The sequence below is a fragment of the Biformimicrobium ophioploci genome (genome assembly GCF_030270605.1).
Lineage (GTDB): Bacteria > Pseudomonadota > Gammaproteobacteria > Pseudomonadales > Cellvibrionaceae > Biformimicrobium > Biformimicrobium ophioploci.
This window is the reverse complement of sequence record NZ_BSYJ01000001.1, coordinates 778,150-792,260: the sequence shown is the minus strand read 5'-3', so window position 1 is coordinate 792,260 and position 14,111 is coordinate 778,150. Positions and strand designations below refer to the sequence as shown.

Genomic DNA, 14,111 nt, shown 5'->3' with positions numbered 1-14,111 from the left:
TGTGAAGCTCAAAAAAGGTCAATAAAGCAGCACCGCTGATTATGCCTCCCACAATAGGCAGTAATAAACTAACCAAAACTCTTGATAGTGGGCTGATGTTTAGCACCTTCCCTACATAAACGTAGGAAGCGTATAGACCGGCGAAAAGTCCCATAAGCCCAAGACCAATAAGACTGAAGGCCGCCCCAACGATAAATTGTATTAAAAATAAACTGCTGCCAAATGCAACAGATCTACTTACTAGAGACTCCCTAACCCCAAATTTGCTCAACACCGGATAAGAAATTAACCAGTATCCGCTAAAAAGCAAAACCAGCATTACAGCTGTTTCAAAAAAATTAAACATCAGTACGTGAATTCACATAACGCCTGGCTCAGCGCGACATAGCGGCGACGAGCTTTTGCGTAAAAATGTGAGCGCAGCGAACATCACAAAAGCGAAGCAAAGCTTATGGAGTCGGCTGCAGCCATTTGTTATGCGTTGCCATCTTCACAGTTTGGCAGCTCCTCAAAATCAACAGGCTCACGGGCCTCCTGACCAAGAACCTCTAAAAGCTCCATATTGCACTTAGGCTCCTCAAAATTCAGGGTGAGCTCGTACTTCTTGTCTTTTTCTGGCACGAACCGAATAACACCACTGCAGTTTTTTGGCGGAAAGAGTGGCGACCAGGTTGGCCCAATTGAAAAACTATGAATTATAAAAGGCTCTCCGGATTGAATTTCCTGCGTAGAGCTACCCCTAAATTTCTCCGCGATCATGAAATTTTCTCCGCATTTTAGATTGCGAGGAAGGTAAAAATTTGCGACCGAAGAACCAAATGGAATCTTAGTTCCCTCTTTGAATGTAATCTCCGCTGTATCTGCGCCGGACTCCGGAACCCGATAGGTTGCACTACACCCCACACTAAAAATGGCCAATAAAACTACGAAAATTTTCATGATGCTTACTCCAATATCAAAACGCATAACGCCTGGATAAGGGGCGCCGCACCGGCGCGCCACTTTTGTGTTAATTTGCGAGCCTGCGAGCAACACAAAAGTGAAGCAAAGGTTTAGGCGTCGCCCTTCATTCATTTGTTATGCTCTGGATGCAAAACTCGGTAATTTCTCTCAAAAGCGGGCGTCATTACCTCCACGTACCAATTCCCGTCAATTCCTGGAAATGCTGTACTTAGTGCACTAATGAGATCTTCAAAACCAGGTTGCTCTTCATGCGCGAGATAGACTGTGCCGTTTGACAGTTCAAATTCTAAGCAAATCAAATCTGTTGTTAGAAGATCATCTTTATATGTGACGATCTTACTGCATTCATCCCACTGAAACTTTCCGATAGTGGAATTATCTTGGAGGAACCGAATTCCAACCTCATCAGCAGCAATGATACACGGAGCGTTTTTTCTCTTATTTAGAAAATTCTTTATCTTTTTGAAAATGTTCATTTTCCTAAAAGAGCATAACGCCTGGATAAGGGGCGCCGCACCGACGCGCCACTTTTGTGTTAATTTGCGAGCCTAGCGAGCAACACAAAAGTGAAGCAAAGGTTTAGGCGTCGCTCTTCATTCATTTGTTATGCGTTGCAGCCAGAATTACACACTGCTCACGGAAACTGGACCAATGAAACAATCAATGCCTTCTTGCTCTACTGCGTCTAGAGCCTCATTTAAGGCATCTTGTTCTGTGAGGAACTGCTCATCCCAGACGGTAGAATTGCCCTGCTCATCTACCAGCTCCAAGATCCATTGTCCCTCACCATCACCGTAAATTTCAGCTTTTACGGTCTTTCCATCTTTGACAATGGACTTTGATAGAGCTGACACATTTAATTCAAATTCAGAATCCATAAAACAACCTTCAAAATTGGTGACGCATAACAGCTTATTCAGTGTCACGGTGACGCGATCATGTGCGTCGGCGCGACGTGATTAACCCGATCGGAACGACGCAATCAAAGACGTCGGTGTGATCGAAAAGTCCGACGCTGATTTTACGCTTTTCCGGATTTTTAATTGATTACAACAACTTACACGCAAGGCGTGGGTTGCTGGCACGTAAAAACACGTCAAATACTACCCTATCCCATGGCCAATGGGGGGCCTGAAAACACAGATTGGGTGAAATTCGAGCAGGAAAAAACAAGGGAAGCTGCGGGGCTCGAAAGGAAGGCTAATATTGCGCCATCGGCCAGGCTCGACCGATGACGCCGGGGGATCAGGAATCTACGTGATGACCATTGATGGTAACGTGCACCGGGCCACCCTTGAGGATTTCTTCCTTTAGCTGGTAATACTCCACATCGGATAGCAGGCCCTGTTCCTTGGCCCGCTCCAGATCGATCAATTCCTGGCCTATGGTGGTATTGCGCACCTGCTCCATCTTCACTTCGTTTCCGGCCACACAGCCGGACAGTGCGGCAACCGCAGTCATCGCGATGGCAAGGCGGGCAAGGGATGATTCTTTCATGGTATCTCCATTAACGCATTCTTGTATAAGCCACGAGTGTACTCCGGCCTGGCATCTGCCATAACAACCCATTGGCCCTGTATTGACGCTTTTCGGTGCCTGTTCGGATGCATCCAGACCAAATCCAGCGTACAAAAAAAGCCCGGCATTGCCGGGCTTCCTGAAGGGAACAGTCTGGACTTAACTCAGGGCTTAACCCTGGGCTTCCAGCTCCTCGGCCTTGGCCATGTCCTTCTTCATTTTTTCTTCGTTTTCGGAATTCACCCAGACCTTCTTCACGCTGAGCATGTACTCCGCTGCGGCACGACGTACTTCCTCGGAGAGGTAGTTCTGTGGCGGCATTTCCGGGTAGTCTTCGCGCTTCTTGGTCGGGTTGGTGATGTACTCGACAATGCCTCCCGGGTTGTCCATGTACAGCGCCTGGATGATCTGGGTTGGTGGGCCAATCATGCGCACATTGTAGGCGTGGCAGCCGGCGCAGACGCCGTAGTAGGCAGCCTTGCCCATGTCCGCGGCAGCGATCTCGCGCTTAGGCGCAGGCTCGTCCAGCAGGAAAGTTTTCACTTCCGCGGTGTCGGTGAAGCCACAGGTACCGTAGTCATCGAGGCCCACGGTGGGGTACTGACCGCGGTCGAGGATACAGCTGTTGCTGCTCTTGCCAATGTTCAGGATATCCACCGGGCCATTCATCAGGGACAGCGCCTTGAGGGCCTTGATTTCCGGGATCGGGTCGGTGCCGTTGTCGAACATGAAGTTGTTCAGGATGGCCACTTCATCGGAGTGCGGCTCGGATTCCGGGTCCAGGCTCAGGTTCGGCGCATTGTGGTGATCGGTGATCAGGATACCGATGTTCTTGTTGCCGCTGATGATGTTGCCTTCGATGGTGGTCTTGTCGCCCGCCATGTTGAGGATACCAGTACCGGCCGGTACACCTGCAACGATGGAACCTTCAGCACCGAAGTTGGCGGTGTTGTTGTTCACAATGAAGTTGTTGCGCACGATGGTGTTGACGGTGTCCTTGATCGGCAGGCCCGGGGTGATGAACACCAGCACGCCGCCGGTGTTGTCGTGCACGTAGTTGTTCTCAACGATGGAGTCGCGGGTGTTCTCGATCTCGATACCGGCCACGCTGTCGAACACTTCGTTGTGGGACACGTGGATGTTGTCACACATACCCACATAGATAGCCGCATCCTCGATGCCGCTGAGGATGTTGTGGGAGATCAGGCCGTTCTTGCCGAGCTGCGGGAAGATGCCGTACACACCGGTGTCGATCACATGGTTGTTGCGGATCAGGAAGTTGTTGCCCGCCTGTCCCATGACCGCATTGCCCTTGTAGTGCTGGATGCGGAAGTTCTCGACGGTGATGTTGTTACCGGAATACAGGATCGCGTCGTTCAGCTTCTTGAGACCTTCCATCACCGGCCACTGGCCATCCACGATCACGCCGCTCAGCTGGATATCGTCCTTGTCGATATACACCGTCTCGGAGTAGGTACCGGGGTAGACCTTGATCACATCACCGGCTGCGGCTTCGGACACGACCTTCTGGATGGAGTCGCCGTCCTTCACTTCCCAGACCTGGCCGCTGCCGCTGGCCCCCACGGAGCTGTCAAAGCGCGCGTTGCTGGACAGCGCCTCGGTGGAAGACTCGCTGCTGAAGCGCTCGGCGTCATTGACGATAACGTGGCTGTTGTCCTGCCCCACCTTGTTGCCGATATAGGCGCCTGCTGCCAGCAGGCCCACGGCCGCTACGGCAGTAAAGAGTTTGTTGGCCATTTTGTGTCCCTGTTATTTTTGGTCTCGGTAATTTTTAACTGAATTATTTTGTATTGTTTTTGGGTTTTTGTACAAATCTTAAAGATGCAGTCAGTTACGTGCCTGCTTTTGTCCCGCCTCGCGCGTTTTCTGCAGCGGCTCCGGTAACACGCCAACTGGCGCGAGACCCGACGGCACTCGCTCCGGAATACGCGGCGTGAAAAGCTCGTCAGTCAGGGTGCCCATGAAGTCCACCAGCCGATCGATTTCCTCGTCGGTCAGGTTCGGCTCCCAGATATGCCAGTGCAGGATCATGCGCTTCTTCTCTTCCTCCGGCAGCGCATGGCCACGCCCCAGGGTATAGAACTCGGTGGCATCGCGCAGGTTGTCGAAGGTGCCCGAATGCATATAGGGCGCGGTCTTGACGATGTTGCGCAGCGACGGCACCTTGAAGCCGCCATGCCAGGTCGGGTTGTCGAAGATGGCACCGGCACCCGGGTCGAACTTGCGCCCTTCCGGCTCGTTCACACCGATCACCGCCACCTGCTGGTTGGTGAACAGCGGCGGCGTGTGGCACTCGGCGCAGCGCGCCACGAAGGAGCGGAAGATATTCAGGCCTTCCTTTTCATTGGCGTTCAGGGCGTCCTGGTAACCGTGTGCGTACTGGTCATAGCGGCTGTTCAGCGACACCAGCGACGACTCAAACGCAGCGATCGCGGTATAGATCTGGTCCAGAGTCGGCTGGCCTTCATGCTTGGGGAAGGCTTTGCCGAACAGGCGCCGGTACTCGGCATTGCCGCCAATATCGGTCAGTAGCTGGCCCGGGTTGCTGCCCATCTCCACATCGGAGTACAACGGCCCTTCCATCTGTTGCTCGAGGTTGTCCGAGCGCGCATCCCAGAACAGCTTCTTCAGGAAGCCCACATTCCACAGGGTCGGTGCGGCGCGCGGCACCTCGGCGCCGCCGATGCCAATGCTGGTGGCGCGGCCATCGGCAAAACCCAGCTCCGGGTGGTGGCAGCTGGCGCAGGACAGGCTGTTGTCACCGGACAACAGCGGGTCGAAAAAAAGGTAGCGGCCCAGGTCGATCTGCTGCGGGCTGAAGCCGTCGCGCACCGTTGGCAGCGCCGTTTTGAGACCGCCCACACCGCGGTCCTCCAGCGACTTGTAGCCGTCATAGAGGGTGCGCAGCTTGCACTGGTTGTAGCGGGTCAGCTCGAACCCGGGCGGACAGTCGTTCGCCAGTTCGATGGGCTTGGCAACGGAGGACTGGGCCGGCGCGGCCTGGACAAAGGAGGCGCCCAGCACCAGGCCGGCCATCAGGCCGGTCTTCAGGATCAGTTTTTTCAGGTACATCGTGTCGTTATTCTTGTTGGCGGTCCGGGGAACAGGCCTTCCTGTTGAAGGCCGTTCTTCTATCAAGAAACGCGCTACTCGGACTTGCTGTTCAGGTAAGCGGCGACATCCTTGAGCTGCTGGTCGTTGAGTACGTTCGACATGGCCTTCATCTGCTTGCCGAACTTGTCATCCGGGTGGTTGCCGCGGATGCCCTTGCTGAAATTCTGGTACTGGCGGATCAGGTAGGCATCCCCGAGACCGACGAGACGCGGTGCGTTGAGCGCATCGTTGCCCTGGCCGTTGCTGCCGTGACAGGCGCCACAGTAGCTCTGGTAGGACTTGTTACCGGCAACCGGGTCACCTTCTACCGTGGCGGCCGGCTTGGCGACCGGGAAAGTGGCGATATAGGCGGCTACATTCTCCACCGCGGCGTCATCCGCCAGCATCTTCGCCATCGGCACCATCTGCATGCCGAGCATGTCGCCACTGCCGCCGCGCACGCCGTTGCGGAAGTTGTACAGCTGGCGCGCGATATAGGCCTGTGACTGACCCGCCAGCGCGGGCGCATTCATGGCGGCGATTCCCTCTCCGGCCTGGCCGTGACAGGCTGCGCAGGTGGCGTACAGGGCCTTGCCCGCATCGGCATCGCCAGCCTGGGCCATAGCGGCCAGCGCCAGCAATGGCGCCATCAGCAGGGTCTTCAGGGTTCCGCTTCTTTTCATCAGGTTGTTCTGGCGCATTGGCATTCCTTTCACTCGCTCGGTCACGGGTCAGTAGGGCAGTCATGTGTCGGTACTGCTCAGTACTATCCGGGCCTGCCGGGTCACACAAATCGGTACATTCGTGCAATTCATTGAGGCTCAGGATAGCAAATAACCACCCCCACAGGTAGGTCACGGATTAGCCAGTGGGCCTCGATTTCGAAATCCGTCAGGGTAAAACACCCGAAAACTGTCAGCGCATGGCACTCGGCAGCTGCCAGTGTTTCTTAGACTCAGGCTCCGGCAGTCCTAGAGAGATAACAGAGGGAACCAGGCCATGACGGAAAGCAAAAACCCGCTGCGTATGCGCGGCATCGAGTTCACCGAATTTGCCGAGCCCGCCATCGGCAACATGCACCGCGTATTCACCGGTTTCGGGTTTTCCATGACCCGGAAGCTAAAAGGCAAGGACATCGTCCACTACCGCCAGAACGGCATCCACTTCCTGCTCAACCGCGAGCGACGCGGCTTCTCTGCCGCCTTCACCGAGACCCACGGGCCCGCCATCTGCTCCATGGGCTGGCGCGTGGACGATGCCGAATTCGCCCTCAGCGAGGCCGTGCGCCGCGGCGCCACCCCGGCCGCCCCGCTGGATTGTGACCTGCCGTATCCGGCCATCTACGGCATCGGCGACAGCCTCATCTACTTTATCGACCGCTTCAGCGACACCGACAATATCTGGCAAACCGATTTCGAGTCCCTGGAGGATCCGGTGCTGGTGCGGGACAAAGGCTTTATCGCCATCGACCACCTCACCAACAATGTCTACAAGGGCACCATGCACAAGTGGGCCGAGTTCTATAAGTCCGTGTTTGGCTTCGAGGAGGTGCGCTACTTCGATATCAAGGGGCGCAAGACCGCGCTGGTATCGTTTGCGCTGCGCTCGCCAGATGGCAGCTTCTGCATCCCCATCAACGAGGGCAAGGACGACAACAACAACCAGATCGACGAGTACCTGAACGAGTACAATGGCCCCGGCGTGCAGCACCTGGCATTCCTCACCAACGACCTGGTGGCCTCCTGCGATGCCCTCGATGGCAGCGGCATCGAGACCCTGGACATCCACGACGACTACTATGACCAGGTATTCAAGCGGGTGCCCTGGGTGCGCGAGGACCGCGACAAGATCCGCCAGCACCAGATCCTGGCCGACAGCCAGTCCGAAGGCTCCTACCTGCTACAGATCTTCACCAAGAACCTGTTTGGCCCCATCTTTATAGAAATGATCCAGCGCGAGGACGACCTCGGCTTCGGCGAGGGCAACTTCCAGGCCCTGTTCGAATCCATCGAGCGGGATCAAGAGCGCCGCGGGGTAATTTAGGCCCTCAATTTATGTAGCGCATCAGCATGGTATAGCCGCGCGCCGATTCCGGCACATCCACCGGCAGCGGCACGCGCACCACATGGCCGGAACCCGGCGCCGCCTCAATTGCCTGGCCGTCGCGGTCCTGCAGCAGGTCGAGGCGGAACAGGTGGTTGCCGGACGGGGTGATCAGCTCCAGCTGATCACCCAGCTCGAAGCGGTTCTTCACATCGATGGTCATCCAGCCATCGCCAATCTCCAGCGCTTCCCCCACAAACTGCTGGTTGGGATTGCTGGACACCCCCTTCTCGTAATTCTGGAATTCGCTCGGCACATGGCGGCGATAGAAGCCCTCCGTGTAGCCGCGGTTGGCCAGGTGCTCCAGGTTGTCCATCAGCTCGAAGTTGAATTCGCGCCCGGCCAGCGCGTCGTCGATCGCCCGGCGGTACACCTGGGCGGTGCGCGCCACATAGTAGTGGCTCTTGGTGCGCCCCTCGATCTTGAGCGAGTGGACGCCCATCTGCACCAGCCGCTGTACATGCTGAACCGCGCGCAGGTCCTTGGAGTTCATGATGTAGGTGCCGTGCTCGTCCTCGTACACCGGGATCAGCTCGCCGGGGCGGCTCTTCTCCTGCAGCAGCATCGGCTCCGGCGCATCGGTGGCCGGGTCCACCTGCTGTACCGGCACCAGGTCGCCGGTTTCGGTTTCCACGGCCTCGTGGGCGTTGTACTCCCAGCGACAGGCATTGGTGCAGGCGCCCTGGTTGGAGTCACGGTGGTTGATATAGCCCGATAGCAGGCAGCGGCCGGAATAGGCCATGCACAGCGCGCCGTGCACAAACACCTCCAGCTCCATCTCCGGCACGCGCTGGCGAATCTCCTCGATCTCGTCGAGGGACAGCTCGCGCGACAGGATCACCCGCTCGAGGCCCTGCTGCTGCCAGAACTTCACCGTGGCCCAGTTGACCGCATTGGCCTGCACCGACAGGTGCACCGGCATGTCCGGGAACTGCTCGCGCACCAGCATAATCAGGCCCGGGTCCGACATGATCAGCGCGTCCGGGTGCATGGCGACAATGGGTTCCATATCGCGGATATAGGAGCGCAGCTTGTCGTTGTGCGGCGCCACATTGCTGGCCACATACACCTTCTTGCCCAGCGCGTGCGCCTCGTCGATGGCGGCGGCCAGGTTTTCCGGCTTGTTGAACTCGTTGTTGCGCACCCGCAGGCTGTAGCGCGGCTGGCCCACGTAAACGGCATCGGCGCCGTAGGCGAAGGCGTAACGCATGCTCTTGAGGGTCCCGGCCGGGGATAGCAGTTCAGTCACTTTGTGGTTACCTGTACATCAATGGTGTAGCTCAATCCCATGTTTCAACCCTAGGGTCGACGCGCCGGTCATCCATGCCTGTTATCCGCCCTGCCCGTCGACCCGCGCGCGGAACAGTACCGGGGTGTAATAAACCAGGAACAGACCGTAACCCAGCACCCAGCCCGCAACCGCGGCGACAAAGCCCGCCGGTGCGGGAGCCCAGAAGATACGCGCCAGTGCCGACAATGCCAGCGCCGCAAACGCCAGCGGCATCAGCCCGGGCGCCTGCAGCTGGCGGCCGGTATGGCCGAGACTGACGCGGCTGATCATGGCCAGGATCAGGCCGCCGATGCCGCCCACCGCAAACGCGTGCAGCGCGGCGCTGTGCCATGCCGGTGCCAGCCCGCTCCAGGCCAGCGCAGCAATAAAGAAGCCCAGCACCAGCAACCAGTAACTGATGTGCAGCGACCACAGTAGTGGCTCCACCCAGATACGGGTCGGGTGCCAGCGCAGCATGCGCACCAGCTGCAGCACCCCCAGTGCCAGCGCCAGCCACGCCCACAGGGTTTGCGGCAGGTTCAGCGCCACCGCCAGCAACAGCACCACCATCAGCACATGGCCGCCAATTTCCAGCAGCGCCCACTTGTCGCGCTGTGGCAACTGCAGGCGGCGCGCGGTGAAAAACGGAATCACGCGGCCACCGACCACCAGGATGATCGCCACCACCAGCAGCAGTGCCAGCAGCGCCACCCGCGCCTGATATGCCGGCAGCAGCCAGTGGCACAGCGCCAGTGCGGCAAACGCCAGCATGGCCGGCAGCACGAATAGGTTGCGCCACTGCTTCACCAGCAATATGCGCCGGCCAAACAGTAGCGCAGCGGTGAGGAAGAAAATTGCTTCCGCGCTGAGCGGCAACCACAGTGGCACAGCGGCAAACAGGTAGCCGAGCCGCGCCGCGAGCCACAGGCCCACCAGTCCGATCAGGGGCCAGCCCTTGGGCGACGGCACACCGGTCCAGGTCTGGATGGCGGTGCCGAGGAAACCCACCACTACGGTAGCGGCAAAGGCGAACAGCATCTCGTGCGCGTGCCAGGTGATCCCGCCGCGCACCCAATCGGAAAATGCCGGCGCAACCCAGCCGGACAGCTGCGCCTGCCACAGTATCAGCGCCAGTAAGCTCCAGGCGGCGGCGCCCCAGAAAAACGGCCGGAACGGCATGCGCCAGATGGGCGCGATAGCCTCTTCCTTGCTGCGGTCGACAATCTGCATCATTTCCCAAAACCTCTCAGTGCTGGCCGGTAACCTGAACCAAAAAAGGGGAGGCTGAGCCTCCCCGAAACGTTGCGATGTATCGCGAGTGAAACCGTATTAAGGATTGTAGAATTCGCCGTTCTTGCGCAGGTAGTACCAGTAGTTGATCACCAGGCACACCGCGTAGAAGATGGCGAAGCCAGCCAATGCGTATTCCGGCGTGGTGGCCTTGATCTGCTCACCGAATACCTTCGGGATGTAGAAGGCACCGTAGGCCGCTACCGCAGAAGTCCAACCAAGTACCGGGCCCGCCTGCTCCTTCGGGAACACCATGGCGATGGTACGGAAGGTAGAACCGTTGCCGATACCAGTCGCGGCGAACAGCACCAGGAACAGCAGGAAGAAGGGCACGAAGAACTCTTCCGGGGTGGCAGAAGCGTAGGCCGCTTTCATGTAGTAGGCCACACCCAGGGCGCTCGCTACCATGATGACCGCACACACCTGGGTCACCAGGGCACCGCCAATGCGATCGGAGATCCAGCCACCCACCGGGCGGATCAGGGCGCCGATGAACGGACCCATCCAGGCGTACATGAGGGCGCTCGGGCCGTTGGTGTTGATGGTGTCATGGGTCATGACGCCGTCCACCATCACGTGGCTGTAACCGAAGATCACCTTGATGGCCAGCGGGAAGGCCGCCGCGAAGCCGATGAAGCTACCGAAGGTCATGGTGTAGATGACACTCATCACCCAGGTGTGCTTGTTGTTAAAGATACGGTACTGGCGGTTGAGGCTGATCTTGATCTCGCCCGGCAGCAGCTTGAGGCCGAACACGGTAGCGGCGATCACCAGCACCAGTACGATTTCCTTGGGCACACCCCAGCCAGAGCCATTGGCCGCTTCCGGCAGCATCAGCCACAGGCCGGTGATCGCAGTGATCATGCCAATACCCAGCATCATGGTCATCTTGGTCATGGCGCCCAGCGCGCTGCCCACATCCGGGGTGACTTCGTCAGTGCGCAGGTTGTTCATGCCGAACCAGCCGATAAACGCCAGCGGTACCAGGAACAGCAGCCAGACGAAACCGGCGTTCTGGATCCAGGCGTCGGAACCCGCAGGTACCTTGCCGATCAGGGAGCCGGAACCGCTCACCAGGGTCATGGGGTCGCCACCCATGGCACCGAAAGCGCCGAACGTCATGAACAGAGGCACCAGGATCTGCATGGTGGTCACGCCGAAGTTACCCAGGCCCGCATTCAGGCCCAGCGCCAGGCCCTGCTTCTCTTTCGGGAAGAAGAAGCTGATATTGGACATGGAAGAGGCGAAGTTACCGCCACCGATACCAGACAGCAGCGCCAGCAGCTGGAATACCCACAGCGGGGTTTCCTTGTTCTGCAGCGCAATGCCCGCACCCAGCGCCGGGATCATCAGCAACGCAGTGGTGAACACCACCGTGTTACGGCCGCCGAACAGGCGGATAAAAAAGCTACTCGGGATACGCAGCGTCGCGCCCGTGAGGCCCGCGATCGCCATCAGCGTGAACAGGTCCGCCTTGGCAAACGGGAACCCGAGGTTCAGCATTTGTACGGTGATGATGCCCCAGTAGAGCCATACGGCGAAGCCGCACAGCAGGCTGGGAATGGAAATCCACAGATTGCGGTTTGCTACTTTTTTGCCCCTGGACTGCCAGAATTTGCTGTCCTCCGGGTTCCATTCATATATGTCAGACACGGTGGCCACTCCTGATGGAATTGATTCGTGATGCCACTATGGGCCGCGCCTGTCCCGCGCTCAATTACCATCAGTAAGTAACCACTTTGCCCCGATCGCACCGAACTTACCCCTTTGGGGGTAGTCGCAGGACGGGGCCGCTATGGTAAAGTCGCTGCTCAGAAATAGTACAAATCCCACAGGTATCCCTATGTCCCAAGCCGCAACCGTCATGATGGTTGATGACCACCCGCTGTTCCGCAAGGGGCTCAAGCAGCTGTTCGCCATGGAACCGGGGCTGGAGCTGGTGGCCGAGGCCAGCAGTGGCGAGGAAGCGCTGGACCTGGCCAAACAGCATGAGCCGGACGTGATCCTGCTGGACCTGAACATGCGCGGCATGGACGGGCTCGATACCCTGCGCGCGATGCGCGCCGCCGATGTGACTTCGCGCATCGTCATGCTGACCGTTTCCGACAATAATGCCGATGTGGTGTCCTGTATCCGCGCCGGTGCCGATGGCTACCTGCTGAAGGACATGGAACCCGAGGACATCCTCGACCAGGTCATGGAAGCCACCCACGGCAAGCTCGCCATCAGCCAGCGCCTGACCGAAATCCTGGCCTCCGCCCTGCGCAAGCCGGACAACTCCGGCGCCGATACGCTGTCCACCCTGACCAGCCGCGAATATCAGATTTTGCAGCTGATCGCGGACGGTCTCAGCAACAAGCTGATCGCGCGCGAGCTGGATATCAGTGACGCCACAGTAAAAGTGCACGTAAAGCACCTGCTGAAGAAACTTGGCATGCGTTCGCGGGTCGAAGCTGCCGTGTGGATGGTCAACCAGAAGCGACCGGAATCACACTGAGCACTAGAACGCGGACCAGATACGCCGGCACACAACAGCTGGTGAAGAGAGGAATGAGGTGAACAAGATGGTCGATTGCTGCAGCCAACCGGGCCTGATGCCGATTGAAACGGCCAGGGCCAGGCTACTCGAAGCCCTGCAGCCTGTCGCCGGCACCCAAACGGTGCCACTCACCAACGCCGCCGGCCGGGTACTGGCCGAGCCGGTCATCTCCGCGGTCAACCTGCCGCCCTGCGACAACTCCGCCATGGACGGTTACGCGCTGCGCTTTGCGGATGCGGCGGCCGGCCAGCCACTGGAACTGATCGGCAAGTCCTTTGCCGGCGCCCCTTTTGAGGGCGTGGTCAATCCCGGCACCTGCGTGCGCATCATGACCGGCGCCGCCATGCCGGCCGGTGCAGACACCGTGGTCATGCAGGAAAATGTGCAGGCCGAGGCAGAATCCATCCACCTCCGCACCGAGGTGCGGGCGGGCGACCATGTCCGCCGCCGCGGCGAGGATGTCGCCGAAGGGCAGACCCTGCTGGAGGCGGGCACGCACATCAGCGTGGCGCATATCGCCCTGCTGGCGGCCGCCGGCATCGGCACAGTCACCGTAAAGCGCCGGCCCTGCATCGCCCTGTTTTCCACCGGTGACGAGCTGCGCCAACCCGGCGAACCCCTTGCCGAGGGGGATATCTACGACAGCAACCGTGTCGCACTGAAAGCTGCGCTGCAGGAACTGGACCTGGAAACCCTCGACCTGGGTATTCTCCCGGACAACCGCGATGCTATTACCCGCGCCCTGCAAAAGGCGGCCCGCGAAGCGGATGCCGTCATCACCTCCGGCGGTGTTTCCGTGGGCGAAGCGGATTACACGCGCGAGGTGCTGGAAGCACAGGGCGAGATCGGCTTCTGGAAAGTGGCCATGAAGCCCGGCAAGCCATTTGCCTTCGGCCGCATCCAGGGCACGCCCTTCTTCGGCCTGCCCGGTAACCCGGTTTCGGCACTGGTCACCTTTTACCAGCTGGTACTGCCGGCACTGACAGTCATGTGCGGCAGCAGCTGGAACGGCCCCGCCACCATGCAGGCGAAACTGCTAAAGCCTCTAAAGAAAAAGCCGGGCCGCACCGATTTCCAGCGCGGTATTTTCCGCTTTGTACAGGAAGACGGTAGAGGCGAGCTGGTGGTGGAGCCGGTGGGCGCGCAGGGCAGCCACATCCTCACGGGGCTTGCCGCCGCCAACTGCTTTATCGTACTCGCCCGTGACAGCGGCAATGCCGATGCCGGTGATACCGTCACCATCGAGCCACTCAGGGCGCCGCTGGCCTGAGATTGACTGGAAAAACTAGAGCCCACTCACCTGCGCCACAGCAA

Annotated in this window: 13 protein-coding genes; 3 read left to right on the top strand and 10 right to left on the bottom strand. The window is 58.7% G+C overall.

Going from position 1 to position 14,111, the window contains the following annotated elements:
- From QSJ80_RS03500 to QSJ80_RS03470, 7 genes are all read right to left on the bottom strand, one after another.
- Positions 1–346: hypothetical protein (locus QSJ80_RS03500; RefSeq protein ID WP_285762877.1), on the bottom strand; the 346-nt coding region annotated here is incomplete at its 3' end.
- 128 nt (positions 347–474) lie between these two features.
- Complete coding sequence (locus QSJ80_RS03495; protein ID WP_285762876.1) at positions 475–939, bottom strand: hypothetical protein; 465 nt, start codon at positions 937–939, stop codon at positions 475–477.
- A gap of 647 nt (positions 940–1,586) precedes the next feature.
- Complete coding sequence (locus tag QSJ80_RS03490) at positions 1,587–1,841, bottom strand: hypothetical protein (RefSeq protein WP_285762875.1); 255 nt, start codon at positions 1,839–1,841, stop codon at positions 1,587–1,589.
- A gap of 367 nt (positions 1,842–2,208) precedes the next feature.
- Entirely contained in the window at positions 2,209–2,460 is a 252-nt protein-coding gene (locus QSJ80_RS03485; RefSeq protein ID WP_285762874.1) for a hypothetical protein, read from the bottom strand.
- A gap of 192 nt (positions 2,461–2,652) precedes the next feature.
- Positions 2,653–4,239 carry a parallel beta-helix domain-containing protein gene (locus QSJ80_RS03480; protein WP_285762873.1) on the bottom strand — a complete coding sequence of 529 codons (1,587 nt, stop codon included), beginning with the start codon at positions 4,237–4,239 and terminating at the stop codon, positions 2,653–2,655.
- 90 nt (positions 4,240–4,329) lie between these two features.
- Entirely contained in the window at positions 4,330–5,574 is a 1,245-nt protein-coding gene (locus QSJ80_RS03475; RefSeq protein WP_285762872.1) for a cytochrome-c peroxidase, read from the bottom strand.
- A gap of 74 nt (positions 5,575–5,648) precedes the next feature.
- Complete coding sequence (locus QSJ80_RS03470; protein ID WP_285762871.1) at positions 5,649–6,278, bottom strand: c-type cytochrome; 630 nt, start codon at positions 6,276–6,278, stop codon at positions 5,649–5,651.
- A gap of 316 nt (positions 6,279–6,594) precedes the next feature.
- On the opposite strand from QSJ80_RS03470, the gene hppD reads away from it, so the two are divergent.
- Positions 6,595–7,638 (top strand): 4-hydroxyphenylpyruvate dioxygenase, encoded by a 1,044-nt coding sequence (gene hppD / locus QSJ80_RS03465; protein ID WP_285762870.1) that lies wholly within the window; start codon positions 6,595–6,597, stop codon positions 7,636–7,638.
- A gap of 4 nt (positions 7,639–7,642) precedes the next feature.
- Here the strand turns inward: hppD and trhP are convergent, their stop codons facing one another.
- From trhP to QSJ80_RS03450, 3 genes are all read right to left on the bottom strand, one after another.
- A complete protein-coding gene (trhP, locus tag QSJ80_RS03460) occupies positions 7,643–8,947 on the bottom strand; it encodes a prephenate-dependent tRNA uridine(34) hydroxylase TrhP (protein ID WP_285762869.1) in 1,305 nt (434 codons plus the stop codon).
- Between the two features lie 81 nt (positions 8,948–9,028).
- Positions 9,029–10,201 (bottom strand): NnrS family protein, encoded by a 1,173-nt coding sequence (locus QSJ80_RS03455; RefSeq protein WP_285762868.1) that lies wholly within the window; start codon positions 10,199–10,201, stop codon positions 9,029–9,031.
- Between the two features lie 96 nt (positions 10,202–10,297).
- Positions 10,298–11,911, bottom strand: a complete 1,614-nt coding sequence (locus QSJ80_RS03450) for an MFS transporter (RefSeq protein ID WP_285762867.1) — start codon at positions 11,909–11,911, stop codon at positions 10,298–10,300.
- A gap of 190 nt (positions 11,912–12,101) precedes the next feature.
- On the opposite strand from QSJ80_RS03450, the gene narL reads away from it, so the two are divergent.
- Positions 12,102–12,755: a two-component system response regulator NarL gene (gene narL, locus QSJ80_RS03445; RefSeq protein ID WP_285762866.1), complete on the top strand. Its 654-nt coding sequence runs from the start codon at positions 12,102–12,104 to the stop codon at positions 12,753–12,755.
- A gap of 67 nt (positions 12,756–12,822) precedes the next feature.
- Complete coding sequence (gene moeA, locus QSJ80_RS03440; protein ID WP_285762895.1) at positions 12,823–14,067, top strand: molybdopterin molybdotransferase MoeA; 1,245 nt, start codon at positions 12,823–12,825, stop codon at positions 14,065–14,067.
- The last annotated feature ends 44 nt before the right edge of the window (positions 14,068–14,111 follow it).